The following is a 17,950-nucleotide window of genomic DNA, read 5'->3' as shown; positions in this document are numbered from 1 at the left end:
TTGGTGCCCATGATGTGGCTGTTGTCGTAGACCTCGATGCGGCCGGGTGGGCCGGCGAGACCCAGGCATTCGGCAAGGCCGGTCAGCAGGGCCTTTTGCGATGCGGATTCCGCCAGCTCGCGTCCGAGCGCCTCGCGGGCGTTGTCGAGGGCGTGCTGGACGAGGTCCCGCTTCTCGCCCCGTTGCGGGCGCGTGACGGAGACCTTCATGCCGCTCTTTTCCGAGAGCGCCTCGGCGAGCAGCGCCTGATCCTCGGTGTCATGGGAGAGAAGGATCAGCTTCGGCACCGGCTTGTCGTCGTAGAACTGGGCGAGGAAGGCGCCGAGCACCGCCGCCGCGTCGAGGTCCTTGTCGGCCCGCGGGAAATAGGCGCGATTGCCCCAGTTCTGGCCGGTGCGGAAGAAGAAGACCTGGATGCAGGTCGCGCCGCCCTGCTGATGGACGGCGAAGACGTCGGCCTCCTGGAAGGTGTGGGGGTTGATCCCCTGGTGGGAACGGACGTGCGACAGGGCGGCGAGCCGATCGCGATAGACGGCGGCGGATTCGAAGTCGAGCCGGGTGGCGGCCGCCTCCATCTCTTCCTGGATCTCGTTGCGAACGGCATCGCTGCGTCCCGACAGGAAGGCCGTCGCCTCGTCGACGAGGTGGCCATAGTCCTGCTCGGAGATCACGCCGGTGCATGGCGCGGAGCACCGCTTGATCTGGTAGAGCAGGCAGGGGCGCGTCCGGCTCTCGTAGAAGGAGTCGGTACAGGTCCTGAGGAGGAAGGCGCGCTGCAGGGCGTTGATGGTGCGGCCGACGGCGCCGGCGGAGGCGAAGGGGCCGAAATAGGCGCCGGCCCGGCTGCGCGCGCCGCGATGCTTGACGATCGCCGGAACCGGATGGTCCTTGGTGACGAGGATGTAGGGGAAGGACTTGTCGTCGCGCAGCAGCACGTTGAAGCGCGGCCTGAGCCGCTTGATGAGATTCGCCTCGAGCAGCAGCGCTTCCGTCTCGCTCCGCGTCGAGACGAATTCCATCGACGCGGTCGCCATGATCATCCGGGCGATGCGTCCGGGCTGATTGGCAAGCCGCGTATAGCTCTGCACCCGCTTCCTCAGGCTTCGGGCCTTGCCGACGTAGAGCACCTTTCCGCCGGCATCGATCATCCGGTAGACGCCCGGCCCGTTCGGCAGGCGCCTGATGACGTCGGCGATGACCTCGACGCCGACGCGCCGCGGCGCCGTGTCCTCGGCCTTGCTGCTGGTCTCGTTCATTCCGTTCAAGAATCCGGTTCGGCCACGTCCGGCGTCTCCCAGGCCAGATGCTGGCCGCCGTCCAATCCTATCATCTGTCCCGTGATCGACCGGTTTTCAACGAGGTAGAGGATGGTGCGGGCGAATTCGGCAAGCTCGGGTCCGCGCTTGAGGAGGATCGTCTCGAGCCGCCCGGCGAATTCCGTGTCGGTCTGCGCGGCATGCTTCAGGGTAGGGCCGGGGGCGATGGCGTTGACGCGGACGCGCGGCGCCAGCGACTGGGCCAGCATCCTGGTCGCCTCCCACAGGGCGACCTTGGAGAGCTGGTAGGAGAAGTGGCGGGGCGTCGGCTTCCAGACGCTCTGGTCGATCAGGTTGATGACATTGCCCTCCGCGTTGTCGGGAAGACCTCCGACAAGAGCCTGGGCAAGGAAGATCGGCGCCGTCAGGTTGACCGCCATCTGGCGATCGAACAGGGCCCGGTCGAGGGCACCGCCGGCGTCGCTCGCGAACATTGACGCATTATTTACCAACAACGAAGCTTTACCGAGCGTGGATGCGACTTCCCCGATCAGCGCCGGAAGGCTGTCGACATCTCCGAGATCGGCCTTGAAAAGGGCCGCGCGGCCACCCGCCCGGCGGATGTCTTCGACCACCTGCTCCGCTTCGTTTTCCGAATGATTGTAATGGATTGCGATCGACCAACCGCTGGCCGCGAGGTCGGTCGCGATTGCCCGGCCGATGCGCCTGGCGGCACCGGTGACGATGGCGACTCCCGGTGAAACCGTCATGAGAGGCAGCCGCGCGCGTTCAAGGCAGGTATCCCATTTCGGCACATGTTAAGCTTCGTAAACATAGTTAACGATTTGCTACAAGCTTCGGAAACCCTTGAATTCTGCCGTTTGTAGCCGATTGGCAACACCATATTCCGCCTTGTCGGTGCCCGCGCTTTGCCTTAATTCCTTAACCTTTACGCCATATTGCTGGAGCCTATATCCGAGTTCGTGACCGGGGGCTCTTCGTCGACAAGCGAAGTCCGGTTCAGGCACGGAATGACGAGGAGGTTACAATGTTGCGTATGCGTATTCTGGGCGCAAGCATGCTCGCCCTGGCAGTTGGAACCGGCGCCGCGGGGGCGGCCGATATCTATGCTCCCCCGCCGCCGGAGGTCGTCTACAATCCGGCCCCGGCCTTCACCTGGACCGGCGGATATCTGGGCGGCCTCGTCGGCTACGGCTGGGGCAACCCGAAGTCCGGCGGCAAGCAATGGGATGCCGACGGATTCGTGGGTGGCGTGTTCGGCGGCTACAATTTCCAGCCGAGCTCGAATGTCGTCCTCGGCCTTGAAACCGACATCACCGGTACCGGGATGTCCGGCAAGAAGGCCGGCGTGAAGATGACCGACGGCTGGAACGGCACGATCCGGGCCCGCGCCGGTCTCGCCTTCGACCGCTTCCTGGTCTACGGCACCGGTGGTCTTGGGCTTGCCAATCTGAAGGTGAAGATACCGGGCAGCTCCGATACGGCGCTGCGTTCGGGCTACACGGTCGGCGCCGGCGTCGAAGCCGCCCTGACCGACACCGTGATCGGCCGCGTCGAATACCGCTATTCCGACTTCGGCGCCGACAAGTATGCGACCACGCCGAAGACCCGGGCGAGCTTCTCGTCGAGCCAGGTCCTGGTCGGCGTCGGCGTCAAGTTCTGACACGCCTGGTTCACTATCCCCGTGTGTGTTGGGGAGGCCCCGCTTCGGCGGGGCTTTCTCTTTTGCGGGGAAGGGGTCGCTTCAGTCGACCGCCGGCAGCTCGATCTTCGGCAGCCGGCATGAGCGGCGGTCGACCTCTTCGCAGCGCCTGAAGTCGAGACGCTTGGTCAGGCAGATGCGCACCTCGATGACACCGTCGCGGTCGCAGGAGATCGCTATGCCGCGATCCGACATGCCGGGATTGGCGGCGATGAAGTCGCCTTCGATCGCGCGCGCCTGGGACTGGATATCGCTGCGAACGTCGAGATACGGCTTCGGGATGACGACCTTCCGCGCGGCCTGTCTGACGAGGGAGAAATAGCTCTGTGGCCGCAGGCCGGAGCAGATGCCGTGCTTTTCCCACTGATACTGGGCCGCGCCGGGCGAGGGGATCACGTCGGCTATGCCCGAGATCGTGCTGCTCGGCAGCCTGCGGGGGAAGCTGGAATCGCAATATTCGGGATAGCCGCGCTCATATTGCGGCCAAAGGCCGTGCACGACGAAGCCCGGGATGTCGAGGTTGCATTGCCGGGGATCGGGACGGCGCGCGTTGTCGCAGTAGCTTGGCGACCAGGTCAGCGACAGGACGTAGAAGTCGAAATCACCGGCCCTGTCGGCGGCCGAGGCAGCGCCCGACGCGAGGAAGGCAAGGATCAGGAGTCGAACGGGAAGGAGCGCGGGCTTCACGGCTTGATGGAGCGGCACCAGCTGCCATAAACGTGCCATGGATCAAAGGCAGGCAGACAGGACTCCACGCGCCAGCCGGTCGAGGCGAAGCCCTGCAAGGATTCGATGAGATAGACGACCTGGGAGCTCCGACCGTCGGACAGCCACGCCGTCCCGTAGCAAAAACGCCTGCCGATGTGGCCGTCGTTGATGATGATCTCCGGCCGCTCGCCGATATTCGTCACCGAATCGATCGTCGTTCCCCAATGGAAGGTGTTCCGGTTCGCATAGGAGAATTTCTGCTTGATCCGGGCCAGCACATGGCCGTTCTCGCAGGCCGGGAGATAGCCGTTTTTCCACCAGGCCTTGGCGGGGGCGCCGAGGCCGATGACCAGAAACAAAGCGAGAAATAGAGGTTTCATGAACTTGCCCCGGAACAGAAGCCGACAATGCGATGGGTCGCCGCGACGGTCAAGACGGATCGCCCCTTCGTGTCGTCGCGGGAGATGGCCGACGGGATCGCTTCGCCCGGCCTGGTTGGCGGCGTTCCTGATCGCCGGCGCAACCGCCGCTGCGGCGGCGGATGAGAAGCCGGTGCCGGACGGGCTGACCTGCCCGGTCGAGATCGCCGGAGGTGAGCGCATATCGGTCGGCGATGTCGCCCCGACGCCGGGGGTGACCGGCTTCTGCATCTACTATCTCGTCGGCGAGACGGACTTCGAGGCGGTGACCATGACCCTTCGGATCACCAACGCGGACTATGACTGGGAGGCGAGCTTCAAGGCGCCGAAGATGCAGAAGGGAGGCATGACGGTCGTCGAGGAGGGGACGCTCTCGGCGCCGCTCGGCGATGCGGATGCCGTCGCCTCGGTGACGACGCTGGCCGTGGCGGAAGAGGATCTCGGCCCTGTCACCCAATCCTTCTCCACGCTCTGGGTCTTCGATCTCGGCGACGGCCGGAAGCTGTCGCTGGAGGAGGAGTATAACAACGTCAGCGAGCCGATGCGTCCGCCCTTGCGGGAAGCCCTGCTCAAGGCTCAGCACCCCTGACCGCCACGGCCCTTCCTATGGGACCGGCGCGGCGGTAATCTTCGGGCTTTGCGGAGGAGATCGCAGTGTCGTCACCGGAATGCCTGACTGCCGAAGAGATCGCGGCCTATGATCGCGATGGCTTCATCGTCGTCGAGAAGCGCATCCCCGACGACGTGGTCGCCGCCTGCCACGACGAGATCGCCCGATTTCGGGAGGAGGCACGGGGCCTGAGCGCCCATACCGACCGGATCGATCTCGAGGACAGCCACACCGCCGACGATCCCCGTATCCGCCGGATCAAGCTGCCGCACGCGATCAGCCGGGTGTTCGACGATCTCATGCGCAGCGACTGGATACTGGCCCCGGTGCGGGACCTGATCGGGCCGAATGTCCGCTTGCGGTCCTCCAAGCTCAACATGAAGTCGGCCCGCTACGGAGCACCCGTCGATTGGCACCAGGACTGGGCCTTCTATCCCCACACCAACGACGACATCCTCGCCGTCGGCGTCTTCCTCGACGATGTCGGGCCGGAGAACGGACCCCTGATGGTGATCCCGGGGTCCCACCGCGGCCCGGTCTTCGATCACCACGCGGACGGGTATTTCGCCGGGACGATGTCCATGGCCGCGGCCGGGTTGAGCGAGCGGGATGCGGTGCGGGCCATGGCGCCTCGCGGGTCGATCTCGATCCATCATGTCCGGGTCGTCCACGGCTCCGACCGCAACCGCTCCGCCAGGGATCGCGGCGTGCTGTTCTACGAGCTCGCGGCGGCGGATGCCTTTCCCATTGCCGGATCGATGGCGACGATCGGCACGCTGGAGGAATTCGACGCGCTGATGCTTTGCGGCGAGAGCACGATCGAGCCGCGTCTCGCGGATGTTCCCGTCCGCATTCCGCTGCCCCAGCCGCCAACCCAGGGGTCGATCTACGAGATCCAGAAACAGGCGAGGATCAAGGGCTTCGAAACCGTCGGCGCCTGATGAAAGCCTGGCCTGACCCACGGGCCGGGTGGCGTGGACGGATTGCCGTCCGCCCGGTGCGCATCGCGGCGATGCACGGTTCGGCTTGACGCGGCCGGTCCGGTCGGCGCTAGCTGATTGTCGCTGACCGACGTTTGCGGAGTTCTTTTATGGACCTCACCACCTGGCTGGCCTTCGCCGCCGCCTCGATCGTGTTGCTGATGATCCCCGGGCCGACGGTGCTTCTGGTGGTCAGCTACGCGCTGACGCAGGGGAGGCGCGTGGCCGTGGCGACCGCCGCCGGCGTGGCGCTCGGCGATTTCACCGCGATGACCCTTTCGCTGGCGGGGCTGGGGGCGTTGCTTGCCGCTTCCGCGACAGTCTTCACGATCCTGAAGTGGGTCGGCGCCGCCTACCTCGTCTATCTCGGCGTCCGGCTGTGGCGGTCGAAGCCCGAGCTTCCCGAGGTGGAGGCGGCCGAAGCCGGTCGCCCGGTGCGCGGCATCTTCGGCCATGCCTTCGTCGTCACCGCTCTCAACCCCAAGAGCATCGCCTTCTTCGTCGCCTTCGTACCGCAGTTCATCGACAGTGGCAGGATGCTCCTGCCGCAGCTCGCCATCATGGAAGTGACGTTCATTGGTTTGGCGGCGGCGAATGCCCTGGCATTCGCGCTTGCAGCCGATCAGTTGCGGCTGCGGATTCGCAAGGCGGGCGTGCTGAAATGGCTGAATCGCGTTGGTGCGGGCTGCCTTGTCGGGATGGGGGCGGCGACGGCCGCACTGACGAGAAACTGACGCCAAGGGCCTGTTTGCGGCCGGCGATCTTGCCGGGGGTGACCTCGCGTGTACAATCCGGCAGGCTGGGGCGGTCAACGTATCTACATTTCCGGAGACCGGTCCCTTGAGATTCCTGCTCCCGAAAATCCTTCTGGCGACGATTCTTGTGGCCTTCGCAACGCTTGCCGGCGCGGGCGGCTTTCGCCTGGCGCCCTGGAAGGACGACCTTTTCGACTATCCGGCGATCCTCGGCACGGGGTATGGCGGCGACTATGTGAAGGTCGGCTATGTCGAGCAGCGCGACCTCTACGAGCGCGACGTCGTTCCGGAAAAGAAGACCAAGCCCGAGTATGTCGACCTCGAGGTGAAGTCGGTCGAGAAGGACATGACCGCCAGGGAGGGCCGGGTCAGCGTCAACTACATCGCGACCGGCAAGGTACAGGGTGGGGCCAAGATCGTCGTCATGTACGTTCACGGCCGGCGCGGCAACCGCGGCCAGGGCGCCAACGACTGGATGTTCGGCGGCAACTTCAACCGGATCAAGAACCTCATGGTCCGGAACGGCGGCGTGTATCTTTCGCCGGGCTTCCCGAGCCTCGGCAGCCGTGGCGTGGCGCAGGCCAAGATGCTGCTGCTCGAATATGCGAAGAACTCGCCCGGCGCTCCGATCTTCGTTGCCTGCGGCTCGCTTGGCGGGCGGATTTGCTGGGGGCTCGCGGAGGATGATGAGACGGCGGCGATCATCGACGGCTACCTGCTGATGGGATCGACCAACGACGACGGTTTCTTCAAGTCCGACGCCTTCAAGCGGCGCGTGCCCGTCTATCTCGGCCACGGCACCGGCGACATCGTCATCAGCTGGAAATCCCAGGAAGCCTTCTTCAAGAAGATCAAGCAGCTCGATCCCAGCTATCCTGCGAAATTCGCCCTCTTCGATACCGGCTCGCACGGGACCCCGATCCGCATGACGGACTGGCGGCTGATCCTCAACTGGATGCTCCAGGTCGACGGCGCCTGATCGTGGTGGCGTCCCGCAAGATCAGGCTGCCCCTCGACGGGGACGGCTTCCCGCCCTACTTGCCTAAGCCCGTTTCCGCTCTTTCGTGCTGACGATGGCCGCTCCCGCACCAGCCGACTCCCTCGGCAACCCCACGCCGCGGTATTCCGCGACGGTCGACCTGCCGGCCGCGCCGACGCCGCGGGAGGGCCGGGTGGTGTCCGCCGGGGACCGGTTGCCGGTCGATCTCTCCGCCTGCCGCAAGATCCTGGTGGTCCGGCTCGATTTCATTGGCGACTGGGTCCTGACATTGCCGTTTCTGGCGGGATTGCGCCAATCTGCGCCGCAGGCGGAGATCACCGCCGTCGTGCTGACACGGGTCCATGACCTCGCCCGATCATGCCGCAGCGTCGACCGGGTCATCGCCGTCGAGCCGAGGATGACCGGCCCTATGGAATTCCTGGGATCGGACGAGAACGACCTTGCCGGCTTCGTCGCCGACTATGCCGGCGGCGGCTATGACGTCGCGCTGGTGCCGCGCTGGGACGCCGACTTCAACGCCGCGCTCCGGATCGCCGACGCCAGCCGGGCGCGCCAGGTCATTGGATTCTCGGAAGAATGCACGCCGCTCCGGGCGGAGCTCAATCGCGGCGAGGACGGCTATTATTCCGCGGTTCTGCTCGACCGGCGGCGCATGCACGAGGTCGAACACAAGCTCGGCTTCCTTGCGGCGATGGGCGGCGACGCGGGGACAACACGCGCCGTGCTGGACCTCGGCGACAGCGACCGCGAGGCGGCGCGCGACTTCATGAAACGCAATCTCGGAATTGGCCAACCCTTTGTCGCCATTGCGCCTTTCGCGGTCGGCCGGAAATTGCTGCCGCCGGAATTGACCGCCGGGCTGGCGGGGAGGCTTGCGACCGCCACCGGGCTGCCGCTGGTGGTGATAGGCAGTCCGGTGCACGAAGAACTGGCCGGGAATTTCATGGACCTGCTCGACGTGCCCGCGGTGTCGGCGGTCGGCCTGTCGCTCGGCGGATCGGCCGCGCTGATCGGCGATGGGACGGCTCTGGTCGGCATGGACAGCGGTCCGGGACACATCGCGGCGGCCCTGGGCACGCCTGTCTCGGTGGTGTTCAGCCATCCGACGAGCGGCTCGCCGGATCACGTCGGATCGCCCGAGCGATTCCGGCCCTGGGGCGACCCGTCCCGCATCCAGGTCATCCAGCCGCGGACGCCGCTGCCGCCGTGTATCGACGGCTGCGACGCGGACGAGCCGCATTGCATCACCCAGCTCGGCATCGACCATCTCTATCCGCCGATAGCCGATTTCGTCATGCGCTTCGTCCCGCAGACGGCGGAGTCAACAGCGTAGCGACCGGGTCAGTCGCCGTGGTCGTCCGGCCGCCAGCGGTAGATCCAGTCATTCTGCGCGAGCACCAGGCGGGGCCCGAGCAGGCCGAGCGCCACGTCGCGGAGCCGGGCGAGGGTGCCGTCCATGTGGTAATGCTCGCCGGTCTTCTTCGCCGCATTCCACACCTTCGCGACACGGGGCTTGCGTGCCGCCTCATAGGCGGCGAGCGCGGCAGGGACGTCGGACGGCGACGCTCTCAGGCTGTCGGCAAGGACCGCGGCATCCTCGATCGCCATGGCGGCTCCCTGGGCGAGGAAGGGGACCATGGCATGGGCGGCGTCGCCGAGCAGCGCCGTGTTCCCGGAAACCCAGGAGCCGGCCGGGTCGACGGCGGTCAGCGCCCATTTCTGCCAGCCCTGGGGTGCCGCAAGGATGGCCTTCACCTCGGACGGCCAGTGATTGAAGCGCTCGGCGATCCGCCGGTAGTCGCCGCGCGCGTTCCAGCCGGGCTTGTCCCAGGTCTCCTCGACGATCGCGACGACGTTGACCGCCGCCCCGCCGGCGATCGGATAGTGGACGAGATGGGCGTGTGGCCCGAGCCAGAGGCCGACCCGGTTCGCCGGGACGCCGTCCGGCACGTTGTCGCGGGGGATCACGGTGCGCCAGGCGGTGCGGCCGGTCGGCGCCGGTCCGGGGGCGCCCGGTATCTGCTCGCGGGTCGACGACCAGACGCCGTCGGCGCCGATCACGGCCGCGGCCTGCACCATCTCGCCGCGCGGCCCCTTCAGCCGGACGAAGGAATCGCCCTCACGGGCGAGCACCGCCTCGACGGTGGTGCCGAGCAGCAGGGTGATGTCGCTCGCCTTGCGGACGGCGGCGGCGAGGATCGACTGGAGGTCGGCGCGATGGATGACCCGATAGGGGAAGCCGTAGCGGCTGCGGAAGGCGCCGACCGGCAGCGACGTGATCCGCGATCCCGAGACGCCGCTCATCACGTCGATGGCCTGCGGCTCGATCGCCGCCGCCTCGATCGCCTCGTCGAGGCCGAGTTCGGCCAGCACCCGCCCGGCATTCGGGGAAACCTGGATGCCGGCGCCGAGTTCGCTGAGCTCGGCGGCGCGCTCGCAGATGACGATGTCGAAACCCGCCCGGGCAACCGCCAGGGCCGCTGTCAGTCCGCCGATCCCGGCTCCGATGACGAGAACGGTCGGCCTCTCGCCCATGGCAGAGGGCGACGCGGCCTAGGCCGCGGTCTTCTCCCTGAAGAGATGGTTCGGCGGGTCGGTATCGGTGGCACCGAGGCCGGCACGGTAGCGGTAGAGCGTCGAGCAATAGGGGCAGATCTTCTCGTCGTCGTCGCCCATGTCGAGGAAGACATGGGGGTGATCGAAGGGCGCCGTCGCGCCGACGCACATGAATTCCCTGACCCCGATGGCGATCGAGGCCACGCCGGAATCGTTGTGGAAGTGGGGGACGACATGGTCTGCCATTGGCCTGCAATCTCTTGTCTGTTGGCTGGCGGCGACATTAGCGGCCGGAGCGGGCAGGGGAAAGGGCGGATCGCGGCTTTCGCAACACTCCAAGCGGCTGCGATGGCGCGCTATCCTAGAGTTCGATCAGATTGCAACTGGCACCAAAATAAGGAATAATAGCAACAAGCAACTTGCACAAGAACGACGTTGCTAACGAACTGCCATGGAGGAAAAATTGCCTAAGTCAAAGAAGGAAGGCGAGTCCTCAAAGAAACCGCGGACCAAAGTCAGCGAGGCGGATATTAAAGTATCCGAGAAGCGCCCCCGTTCCTCGCTCTACCGCGCGCCCGAAGCAAAGACGGCGTCGAAGTCGGAAGCCAGGACCGAGAAGACCTCCCACTGCCCTGACAACTGGGGCTCTGAATAGACTAACGCCGGCTGTCTGTCTCTGTGAGAGTTGTTCGGCAACGGTGCCGCCACCGTTCTGCCGGCGGGAGCATATGGCAAGTTCCTGGCGCCAGGCTTGTGGTGCGGTCGGAAGTCGACCATTGCCGTGAATCTGGCCGATCGGATGGCCAGAAACAGACCCGCCTCCAAGGCGCTTCGGGGTGTCGGTATGTCCGCAAAGATCGAGAACATTATTTTCGGAGATGTTTCAGAGGAAACATTTGGCGCGGAGATATGGGGATCGCGCGCACAACACTCGCAAGCCATTTTTTCGCCAAGCGAACTGTTTTCCATCGAAGAGTTAACTGAATTACTCAGAGAAACCGGATTAATTCGATATGGAACGACAAGTGTCGGAAAAGAAAGACGGGATAAATATCATCCATACAACACTGAATTTGATTTATCGAAACTAAAAAGTCTGCGTAAATTATATGTTACTGAAAATTTCTTTGATACGAAACTATGTTTTGATGATGGAAGGAGTATACTGGCGCATCGATTGGAGCGATTCTTATCGCCGAATCATGTTTTGAGAAAAATTTACAACCATTTGCTGGCCGCTACGGGATGTATAAGAGAAGAAATAATCATAGCGGCTTTCCTGACTCCACCCGAGAGCAAAACGTTTGACTGGCATGTAGATTCCGATCATGTGTTTACGTTTCAGATAGAGGGAGAGAAAATATGGGAAATTCGGTCTCTTTCCGGGGATGTCGAAAAATATAATTTAGCTCCAGGAGATGTTCTTTATGTTCCGGCAGATTTTCCTCATCGAGTGATTTCAAGAGACAGGACAAGTCTTTCAGTTTCATATGTCGTGATCCCAAAGACGTATGTGCAAATTTTCACCAGTGCGCTTATTCTTAAAATGGAGAGTGAGCTTGAGAAAAATTCGATAGCACAGAAGCCGCTTCCGCTGTATTGGACGAGGGGATACAATAAGATAAAAATAGATAAGGAGATATCCAAAATTTTTGGAAAGCTGGGTATCGGAGAAGAAGATTTCTTCCAAGCGCTACGGGATGAATATATAGATGATTCTTTTTCGCGTTTTGACGACAAATGGAAGCCAAACTTCCGTTATAGCGACAAGATACTAGATGGCAGCAGCTGGCTTACCAAGTCATCGGAAACGCCGCTCGATTTTGTCGACAATGCGTCGCGGAACGAGGTTGTGATTCTGTTGAATGGCCGTCCTTCATTGGTGATGTCGCGCCGTCTTATCGATGTGATTGAATTTATTCGAAACAATTCAGGAACATTTCAATGTAGCGAATTGCCGGATTGCTACGATTTAGGTGACAAGGTAGCAATATGCGAAAAACTACTTCAGGCGGGGATACTGGATTTTGCGTAGGGAAGGGGTGCCCCGAAACTTTGTCGGGAGGAGCGGCTGACGTCCGGCGCTGGAGGCGGTCCAGGTTCAGTCGACGTTTTTTGGCGTCCGTCGATCGCGGACGGTGTTACTCGAAACGACCGCGCCCATGTTAGACCATGCCAAGCAGATGGCTATGCTGGCCGGAAGGTCCGGCGCCGCCATTCCCGCCCCGATGCCAATCCTCAGGTTCCGATGACAATCCAGCATTTCTCCTCCGACGGCGTCGAGATCGCCTTTTTCGATACCGGCGAGGGCGAGCCGATCCTCCTGATCCACGGCTTCGCATCCAACCTTGTCGTCAATTGGGGCGCGACCGGCTGGATCGACACGCTGAAAAACGCCGAGCGCCGGGTGATCGCCATGGACGTGCGCGGCCACGGCAAGAGCGGCAAGCTCTACGACCCGGAGGGCTATCGGGTCGAACACCTCGCCCGCGACGCGGCGAACCTGATCGATCACCTCGGCCTCGGCCGGGTCGACGTGATGGGCTATTCGATGGGCGCCCGGATCGCCACCTTCGTGACGATCAATCATCCCGAGAAGGTCCGCTCCCTGGTCATCGGCGGCATGGGGATGGCGATGGTCGACGGCATGGTCGGCGAGGACGCGATCGTCGCGGCGCTGGAGGCGCCGAGCCTCGATGACGTGGCAGGCGAACCCGGCCGCGCCTATCGCAAATTCGCCGAACAGACGGGGAGCGACGTCCTTGCCCTGGCGCATGTCATGCGGGTCGCGCGCGAGACGGTCGCCCCGGAGCAACTGGCCCTGATCGACGTGCCGGTGCTGATCGCCGTCGGCGAGAATGACCGGGTCGCCGGTTCGCCCGAGGAACTCGGCACATTCATCCCGAATTCGAAGGTCCATGTGATTCCGAGGCGCGACCACATGCTCGCGACCGCGGACCGGACCTACATAGCCGAGGTGCTGAAATTCCTCGACGACAGAGCGTGACGGGAGCTTGCGGCCGGGTGTCGCGCGAGGCTTGCACTGACGCCGCAAGCACCTAAGTCATGGGATCGTAACCGTTACCGATCTATCGCTAGGTGCCTTGGGACAGAGGTCGGCGCTGTGATAGGGTGCGCCGCCGCAGCGGCGGGTGGAGAGCAGGAATGTCGACAGTGAGCACCGAAACGGGCGCGGACAGGCTCAAGAGCGTTGATCCGGTCTGGTACGACATCCAGCGCGACGCAAGGACGATCGTCGAATCCGATCCGGCCATGGCGAGCTTCGTCTTCGCGACGGTGTTGAATCACCGCCGGCTGGAAGATGCCATCGTGCAGCGCATCGCCGAGCGCCTCGAGAGCTCCGTCGTCAGCGCCGAGGTGATACGCCGCGGCTTCGAGGACGCGCTTTCCGGCGATCCGACGATCGGCGAATCGATGCGGATCGACCTCGCCGCGGTCTATGACCGCGATCCCGCCTGCAACCGCTACATCGAGCCGGTGCTCTATTTCAAAGGCTATCATGCGCTGCAGGCATACAGGCTGGCGCACTGGCTGTGGCACCAGGGACGCCGCGACTTCGCGCTCTACCTGCAGAGCCGTTCCTCCGAGGTCTTTCAGACCGACATCAATCCCGCGGCCAGGATCGGGAAGGGGATCTTCCTCGATCACGCGACGGGACTCGTCGTCGGCGCCACGGCCGTGGTCGACGACGACGTCTCCATCCTCCAGGACGTGACCCTCGGCGGCACCGGCAAGGAAGGCGGCGATCGCCATCCGAAGATCGGCCACAGCGTGCTGATCGGCGCCGGGGCGAAGATCCTCGGCAATATCGAGGTCGGTCATTGCTCGAAAATCGCGGCCGGTTCCGTGGTGCTCAAGCCGGTGCCGGCCAACTCGACCGTCGCCGGCGTGCCGGCCCGCGTCATCGGCGAGGCCGGGTGCAAGGACCCGGCCCGGAGCATGGACCAGATGGTCGCCGAGGATGGCGACGCCATCTAGGTTTCCAACCGCCCAGGAAAGTGAATTGTGACCCGACAGGAAATCAACAAGCTCGAGAACTACTTCCGCAGCCGCTTCAACGTGCCGGCGATCGAAGTCCGGCAACGGCCGCAAAAGGACGATTCCGCGGAGGTCTATATTGGCGACGAATTCATCGGCGTGGTCTTCCGCGACGACGAGGACGGCGACCTTTCCTACAATTTCACCATGGCGATCCTGGATATCGACCTGGAATAGCCGGCCGTCGGGAATCCCCTATGGTGTCCTGAAGAACCTGCCGAACAGACGCCGCAGCCGGTCGTCCATCGTCCGCCAGTCACCCAGGTATTTCTGGTTGAAGCGATAGAGAAGCGACAGGCCCTGGCCGATATTGATGTCGCGGATGCAGGTCGGCGGGATCTCGGGCGTATCCACCGAAAGGCAGCGCGCCACGTAGGGTGGGGCGCCGCGGGGACCGTAATAGACGATCTCGCCGCCATAGCCGGATTCGGCATTCAGCCGGCGGCCCTTGAGGCCGGCCGGGCCGTCCATCTCCGGACCTTCGAAATAGCGGCTGTAGATCGCATCGAGGCGGGCATCCGAATCGAGTGAATTCTCGCGGCCCGATACGGTGATGAAGATCAGCGGCGCCTCCGGCGCCGTATCGCGGAAATCGTCGGCTCGCTCGTCGGTGAAGCCCTCCAGGCTCGGCCAGTGGAGAAGGAAATTGGCCTGGTCGACCGCGCCGCCGCGCCGCTCCTTGCGGAAGCGCAGCATGTTGGCGGGCACCACGACCGGCTCGCCGGCGACGATCAGCCGGACGGGCTGGGCCTTCCCGTCCAGGCCGCGCAGCGCGATCCTGTCGTGATAGGCCTCGATGGCATCGTTGACGAAATAGCCGATCGCGGCGATGGCGGCCACGCCGATCACAAGATAGGCGACCGGGTGGACCCGGTACCAGGCGAACCAGCGGCCTCCGAAGGATTCGGCCGGCTTGTCCCTTAACGATACATTTACCATTCGCGGCGTGTCCCGGCCATTTGCCAAAACCGGTGCGATTCCAATGCGTTTCACGTCGAATCAAAAGTCAGCACAACGGTACGCCGCTTGCAGCTCAACCTCAACGGGACCGGGTGCTGTCCCGGAGCGGAACGAGCTGGAGGAAGCGGTTTGAACTCTGAGATGCTACTTCTCGTCTATGCCGGCACGATCGGGTTCGTCGCCGCCGGCATCACCGCGAGCTTCTACCGGATGGTGACCTGCGAATCGCCGCGCTTCGGTCCGTCGGGAAGCGGCTCTCTCGCCTGGGCCGCGGCGATTGCATTCGGGGCCCTGGCCGGGCCGGTCATCATCGTCCAGAACGTGCGAAACAGCATCCGCGAAGGGCGTGTTCCGCATTCCATGCTCGCCGCCGGTATCGTCATCGCGGGCATCTGGAGCGGTTGCACCGGCATTCTTGTGCTTGAACTGGTATCGAGCGTGCGGGACAGTCTGGCCTGAAGTCCCGGACCCGCACGTGGAGAGATCGATGCCGACATATGCACTGGATGGCGTTTCGCCTGAATTGCCCGCGGATGGAACCTTCTGGGTGGCGCCCGACGCCGTATTGATCGGCCGCGTCAGGCTCGGCGAGGCGGCCGGCGTCTGGTTCGGCTCCGTACTGCGCGGCGACCAGGAGCCGATCACCATCGGCGCGCGGTCGAATGTCCAGGAGCTCTGCGTCTTCCACACCGACGAGGGCTTTCCCCTGACCGTCGGCGCCGGCTGCACGATCGGCCATCGGGCGATCCTGCATGGCTGCACGATCGGCGACAACTGCCTGATCGGGATGGGGGCGATCGTCCTCAATGGTGCCAAAATCGGGGATAATTCACTGGTGGGAGCGGGCGCGCTGGTTCCGGAGGGCCGCGAAATCCCGCCGGGCTCGCTGGTCATCGGCATGCCGGGCAAGGTCGCCCGGCCCCTGAGCGAGGAGGAGATCGAGCGCAATCGGTGGTCGTCCAACCACTATGTCGAGAACTGGCAGCGCTTCGCCAAGGGGCTCGGGCCGGCCTGACGAGAGACTGTCCGGCGGTGCCGGACAGGGGAAGTTGCCTATATATGGAGGGGAGGGCGGACCGGACGTGGCGGCGTCCATGGTTCAATGCAATCGCCACGGAGCTTTTTTGAATGCCGACCCAGATCAACCCCCAGATCCCCGACTCGATGCAGCCCCGAGCGGGCGACTATGACTACGACCTCGACCGTGCGATGCAGGCGGTGGTCGGCGTCACGGCCGTCGTCCCCGACGATGCCTTCACCGCCGATATCCTCGGCACCCAGCGTTCGGGCAGCGGCGTCCTGATCCGCAACGACGGGATCGTGCTGACCATCGGCTATCTCGTGACCGAGGCCGAGACCGTCTGGATCGGGCTCAGCGACGGCCGGACGGTCCCCGGCCACGTCCTCGGATACGACCAGACCACCGGATTCGGGCTCGTCCAGGCACTCGCCCGGGTCGACCTGCCGGCGATCGGGATCGGCCAGTCGGCCTCGCTGCGGCTCGGGGACGACGTCGTGCTTGCCGCTGCCGGCGGCAGGAGCGGCGCGATCGCCGCGCGGATCATCGGCAAGCAGGAATTCGCCGGCTATTGGGAATATGTCCTCGACGAGGCGATCTTCACCGCGCCGGCGCATCCCTCCTGGGGTGGGGCGGCGCTGATCGGGCCGGCGGGCGACCTCGTCGGCATCGGCTCCTTGCGGCTCGAGCAATCGAGCGAGGGTGCTGACGAGCACCTCAACATGGTGGTGCCGATCGACCTGCTGGAGCCGATCCTCGACGACCTGCTGACCGTCGGCCGTCCGAACCGGCCGCCGCGGCCGTGGCTCGGCATCTACGCGGTCGAGGTCGACGACAATGTCGTCGTCGCCGGTACGGCGAGCGGTGCTCCGGCCGACGCGGCAGGCCTGAAGAATGGCGACATCATCCTCGCGGTCGACGGCGCCGAGGTGACGGACCTGGCCGGCTTCTTCCGCAACATCTGGGCGCTGGGGGCGGCCGGCACCGAGGTGCCGCTGACCGTCTTCCAGGAGGGGCGGACGGCGGATATCCGGGTGACGTCGGGCGACCGCAGCGACTTCCTGAAATCCCCCAGCATGCACTGACCGGCGCGCGCGTGCCGACCGGAAAAAAGAGAGCCGGCCCCGGGGCGGGGGCCGGCTCAATGGACCTGATCTGGGGGACGGGGGGGGGGACGTGACCAGGCCCAATCGGTATTTCCGGATTTCGTCAGTCGATCCCTATTTCCGCAGGCTGCCGACCACCGCGGCGCGGCCATCGTCGATCGACACCCATTCGCCGGCATTGGCCGTCGACTGACGCTTGAGGAAACGGTACGGCGTGCCGTTCCACAGGTTGATCTCACCCTCGAGGTTGTCGAGCACCAGGTCGCCGCGATCGGTCAGAACGGTGAGCACGGCATGCCCGTCGCCGGACGACTGGCGGACGACGGTGATCAGCAATCCGCCGATCGGCCAGCCCCGCTCGGCCAGCATGCGGCGCTTCAGCAGCGCGAAATCCTCGCAGTCGCCGGCTTCCGTCGGGTAGGCCCAGACCTCGGCCTTGCCGAACAGATCCTGGTCAGTCTCCGGCTTGATCATCGCGTTGACCGTGTCGTTGACTTCCACGAGCATGTTCCATGCTTCCGGGGTCAGCTTGACGCGCTGGCCGCCCTTCGCGTTGGCCTTGCATTCGCTGGCGTGGCGCATGCAGAAATCGTGATGGCCGATCGGCTGCGTGGTCTTGCCGGTCGTCGCCATGAACGGCGAGGCGTTCGGGCTTCTCGCGACGGCGCTCTCGTTGGCGCCGATAAGTAAAACGAGAAACAGAAAAAGTGTAGTCTGTGTAATAAAGCGCATAGTGTCCCCTCCAGCCAGGGACGACTATGACATCGAAGTTTTGATTTCAGTCTAAGTTGGTCGCGACA

General features: G+C 64.2%; 21 protein-coding genes. 13 read left to right on the top strand and 8 right to left on the bottom strand.

From position 1 onward, the window contains the following. Both uvrC and KDJ86_RS11215 read right to left on the bottom strand, forming a co-directional pair. Nucleotides 1-1,256, bottom strand: a 1,256-nt coding sequence (gene uvrC / locus KDJ86_RS11220; protein WP_291745596.1) for an excinuclease ABC subunit UvrC, incomplete at its 3' end; no start/stop codon positions are given. A 5-nt stretch (nucleotides 1,257-1,261) separates the two neighbouring features. Further along, nucleotides 1,262-2,026: an SDR family oxidoreductase gene (locus KDJ86_RS11215; RefSeq protein ID WP_291745594.1), complete on the bottom strand. Its 765-nt coding sequence runs from the start codon at nucleotides 2,024-2,026 to the stop codon at nucleotides 1,262-1,264. Between the two features lie 287 nt (nucleotides 2,027-2,313). Here KDJ86_RS11215 and KDJ86_RS11210 point away from each other — a divergent pair, with 287 nt between their 5' ends. Further along, on the top strand, nucleotides 2,314-2,940 hold the full coding sequence (locus KDJ86_RS11210) for an outer membrane protein (RefSeq protein WP_291745600.1): 627 nt from the start codon (nucleotides 2,314-2,316) through the stop codon (nucleotides 2,938-2,940). A gap of 81 nt (nucleotides 2,941-3,021) precedes the next feature. On the opposite strand, the gene KDJ86_RS11205 is transcribed toward KDJ86_RS11210, so the two are convergent. Further along, a complete protein-coding gene (locus KDJ86_RS11205) occupies nucleotides 3,022-3,684 on the bottom strand; it encodes a ribonuclease T2 family protein (RefSeq protein WP_291745593.1) in 663 nt (220 codons plus the stop codon). After that, nucleotides 3,663-4,067, bottom strand: coding sequence for a hypothetical protein (locus KDJ86_RS11200; RefSeq protein ID WP_291745592.1), 405 nt, complete (start codon nucleotides 4,065-4,067; stop codon nucleotides 3,663-3,665). The genes KDJ86_RS11205 and KDJ86_RS11200 overlap by 22 nt, the downstream gene beginning before the upstream one ends. A 115-nt stretch (nucleotides 4,068-4,182) precedes the next feature. Here KDJ86_RS11200 and KDJ86_RS11195 point away from each other — a divergent pair, with 115 nt between their 5' ends. The 5 genes from KDJ86_RS11195 (at nucleotide 4,183) to KDJ86_RS11175 (ending at nucleotide 8,784) form a co-directional block, all read left to right on the top strand. After that, nucleotides 4,183-4,695: a hypothetical protein gene (locus tag KDJ86_RS11195; RefSeq protein ID WP_291745591.1), complete on the top strand. Its 513-nt coding sequence runs from the start codon at nucleotides 4,183-4,185 to the stop codon at nucleotides 4,693-4,695. A 65-nt stretch (nucleotides 4,696-4,760) separates the two neighbouring features. Continuing rightward, on the top strand, nucleotides 4,761-5,657 hold the full coding sequence (locus KDJ86_RS11190) for a phytanoyl-CoA dioxygenase family protein (RefSeq protein WP_291745589.1): 897 nt from the start codon (nucleotides 4,761-4,763) through the stop codon (nucleotides 5,655-5,657). A gap of 149 nt (nucleotides 5,658-5,806) precedes the next feature. Then, nucleotides 5,807-6,430 carry a LysE family translocator gene (locus KDJ86_RS11185; RefSeq protein ID WP_291745587.1) on the top strand — a complete coding sequence of 208 codons (624 nt, stop codon included), beginning with the start codon at nucleotides 5,807-5,809 and terminating at the stop codon, nucleotides 6,428-6,430. 106 nt (nucleotides 6,431-6,536) lie between these two features. Next, entirely contained in the window at nucleotides 6,537-7,430 is an 894-nt protein-coding gene (locus KDJ86_RS11180) for an alpha/beta hydrolase family protein (RefSeq protein ID WP_291745585.1), read from the top strand. Between the two features lie 196 nt (nucleotides 7,431-7,626). Then, nucleotides 7,627-8,784 (top strand): glycosyltransferase family 9 protein, encoded by a 1,158-nt coding sequence (locus KDJ86_RS11175; RefSeq protein ID WP_291745583.1) that lies wholly within the window; start codon nucleotides 7,627-7,629, stop codon nucleotides 8,782-8,784. Nucleotides 8,785-8,792: 8 nt separating this feature from the next. Here KDJ86_RS11175 and KDJ86_RS11170 read toward each other — a convergent pair whose 3' ends face one another. Then, entirely contained in the window at nucleotides 8,793-9,986 is a 1,194-nt protein-coding gene (locus KDJ86_RS11170) for an FAD-dependent monooxygenase (protein ID WP_291745581.1), read from the bottom strand. An 18-nt stretch (nucleotides 9,987-10,004) separates the two neighbouring features. Next, nucleotides 10,005-10,253 carry a zinc-finger domain-containing protein gene (locus KDJ86_RS11165; RefSeq protein WP_291745579.1) on the bottom strand — a complete coding sequence of 83 codons (249 nt, stop codon included), beginning with the start codon at nucleotides 10,251-10,253 and terminating at the stop codon, nucleotides 10,005-10,007. Between the two features lie 535 nt (nucleotides 10,254-10,788). On the opposite strand from KDJ86_RS11165, the gene KDJ86_RS11160 reads away from it, so the two are divergent. The 4 genes from KDJ86_RS11160 (at nucleotide 10,789) to KDJ86_RS11145 (ending at nucleotide 14,243) form a co-directional block, all read left to right on the top strand. After that, nucleotides 10,789-12,042, top strand: coding sequence for a JmjC domain-containing protein (locus KDJ86_RS11160; RefSeq protein ID WP_291745577.1), 1,254 nt, complete (start codon nucleotides 10,789-10,791; stop codon nucleotides 12,040-12,042). 213 nt (nucleotides 12,043-12,255) lie between these two features. Beyond that, nucleotides 12,256-13,014: an alpha/beta fold hydrolase gene (locus tag KDJ86_RS11155; protein ID WP_291745575.1), complete on the top strand. Its 759-nt coding sequence runs from the start codon at nucleotides 12,256-12,258 to the stop codon at nucleotides 13,012-13,014. Nucleotides 13,015-13,172: 158 nt separating this feature from the next. Further along, entirely contained in the window at nucleotides 13,173-14,006 is an 834-nt protein-coding gene (cysE, locus tag KDJ86_RS11150) for a serine O-acetyltransferase (protein ID WP_291745573.1), read from the top strand. A 27-nt stretch (nucleotides 14,007-14,033) separates the two neighbouring features. After that, nucleotides 14,034-14,243 (top strand): DUF3126 family protein, encoded by a 210-nt coding sequence (locus KDJ86_RS11145; protein ID WP_291745571.1) that lies wholly within the window; start codon nucleotides 14,034-14,036, stop codon nucleotides 14,241-14,243. Between the two features lie 18 nt (nucleotides 14,244-14,261). On the opposite strand, the gene KDJ86_RS11140 is transcribed toward KDJ86_RS11145, so the two are convergent. After that, nucleotides 14,262-15,005 (bottom strand): hypothetical protein, encoded by a 744-nt coding sequence (locus KDJ86_RS11140; RefSeq protein ID WP_291745569.1) that lies wholly within the window; start codon nucleotides 15,003-15,005, stop codon nucleotides 14,262-14,264. Between the two features lie 150 nt (nucleotides 15,006-15,155). On the opposite strand from KDJ86_RS11140, the gene KDJ86_RS11135 reads away from it, so the two are divergent. The 3 genes from KDJ86_RS11135 (at nucleotide 15,156) to KDJ86_RS11125 (ending at nucleotide 17,129) form a co-directional block, all read left to right on the top strand. Next, nucleotides 15,156-15,485, top strand: a complete 330-nt coding sequence (locus KDJ86_RS11135) for a DUF6949 family protein (RefSeq protein WP_291745567.1) — start codon at nucleotides 15,156-15,158, stop codon at nucleotides 15,483-15,485. Nucleotides 15,486-15,513: 28 nt separating this feature from the next. Continuing rightward, a complete protein-coding gene (locus tag KDJ86_RS11130) occupies nucleotides 15,514-16,041 on the top strand; it encodes a gamma carbonic anhydrase family protein (protein ID WP_291745566.1) in 528 nt (175 codons plus the stop codon). Between the two features lie 113 nt (nucleotides 16,042-16,154). Beyond that, the gene (locus tag KDJ86_RS11125) at nucleotides 16,155-17,129 is read left to right on the top strand and encodes a S1C family serine protease (protein WP_291745564.1); all 975 of its coding nucleotides are present in this window, start codon (nucleotides 16,155-16,157) and stop codon (nucleotides 17,127-17,129) included. Nucleotides 17,130-17,264: 135 nt separating this feature from the next. On the opposite strand, the gene KDJ86_RS11120 is transcribed toward KDJ86_RS11125, so the two are convergent. After that, nucleotides 17,265-17,783 (bottom strand): transglutaminase-like cysteine peptidase, encoded by a 519-nt coding sequence (locus tag KDJ86_RS11120; RefSeq protein ID WP_291745562.1) that lies wholly within the window; start codon nucleotides 17,781-17,783, stop codon nucleotides 17,265-17,267. Nucleotides 17,784-17,950 lie beyond the last annotated feature (167 nt).

The sequence above is a fragment of the Bauldia sp. genome, assembly GCF_020442045.1.
Taxonomy (GTDB): domain Bacteria; phylum Pseudomonadota; class Alphaproteobacteria; order Rhizobiales; family Kaistiaceae; genus Bauldia.
This window is presented reverse-complemented; position numbering and strand designations above follow the sequence as displayed.

Coding starts and splice junctions, on each gene's coding strand:
- KDJ86_RS11215 (WP_291745594.1), bottom strand. CDS start 2,026: ATGACGGTTTCACCGGGAGTCGCCATCGTCACCGGTGCCGCCAGGCGC.
- KDJ86_RS11210 (WP_291745600.1), top strand. CDS start 2,314: ATGCGTATTCTGGGCGCAAGCATGCTCGCCCTGGCAGTTGGAACCGGC.
- KDJ86_RS11200 (WP_291745592.1), bottom strand. CDS start 4,067: ATGAAACCTCTATTTCTCGCTTTGTTTCTGGTCATCGGCCTCGGCGCC.
- KDJ86_RS11185 (WP_291745587.1), top strand. CDS start 5,807: ATGGACCTCACCACCTGGCTGGCCTTCGCCGCCGCCTCGATCGTGTTG.
- KDJ86_RS11170 (WP_291745581.1), bottom strand. CDS start 9,986: ATGGGCGAGAGGCCGACCGTTCTCGTCATCGGAGCCGGGATCGGCGGA.
- KDJ86_RS11165 (WP_291745579.1), bottom strand. CDS start 10,253: ATGGCAGACCATGTCGTCCCCCACTTCCACAACGATTCCGGCGTGGCC.
- KDJ86_RS11155 (WP_291745575.1), top strand. CDS start 12,256: ATGACAATCCAGCATTTCTCCTCCGACGGCGTCGAGATCGCCTTTTTC.
- cysE (WP_291745573.1), top strand. CDS start 13,173: ATGTCGACAGTGAGCACCGAAACGGGCGCGGACAGGCTCAAGAGCGTT.
- KDJ86_RS11140 (WP_291745569.1), bottom strand. CDS start 15,005: ATGGTAAATGTATCGTTAAGGGACAAGCCGGCCGAATCCTTCGGAGGC.
- KDJ86_RS11130 (WP_291745566.1), top strand. CDS start 15,514: ATGCCGACATATGCACTGGATGGCGTTTCGCCTGAATTGCCCGCGGAT.
- KDJ86_RS11125 (WP_291745564.1), top strand. CDS start 16,155: ATGCCGACCCAGATCAACCCCCAGATCCCCGACTCGATGCAGCCCCGA.
- KDJ86_RS11120 (WP_291745562.1), bottom strand. CDS start 17,783: ATGGCGACGACCGGCAAGACCACGCAGCCGATCGGCCATCACGATTTC.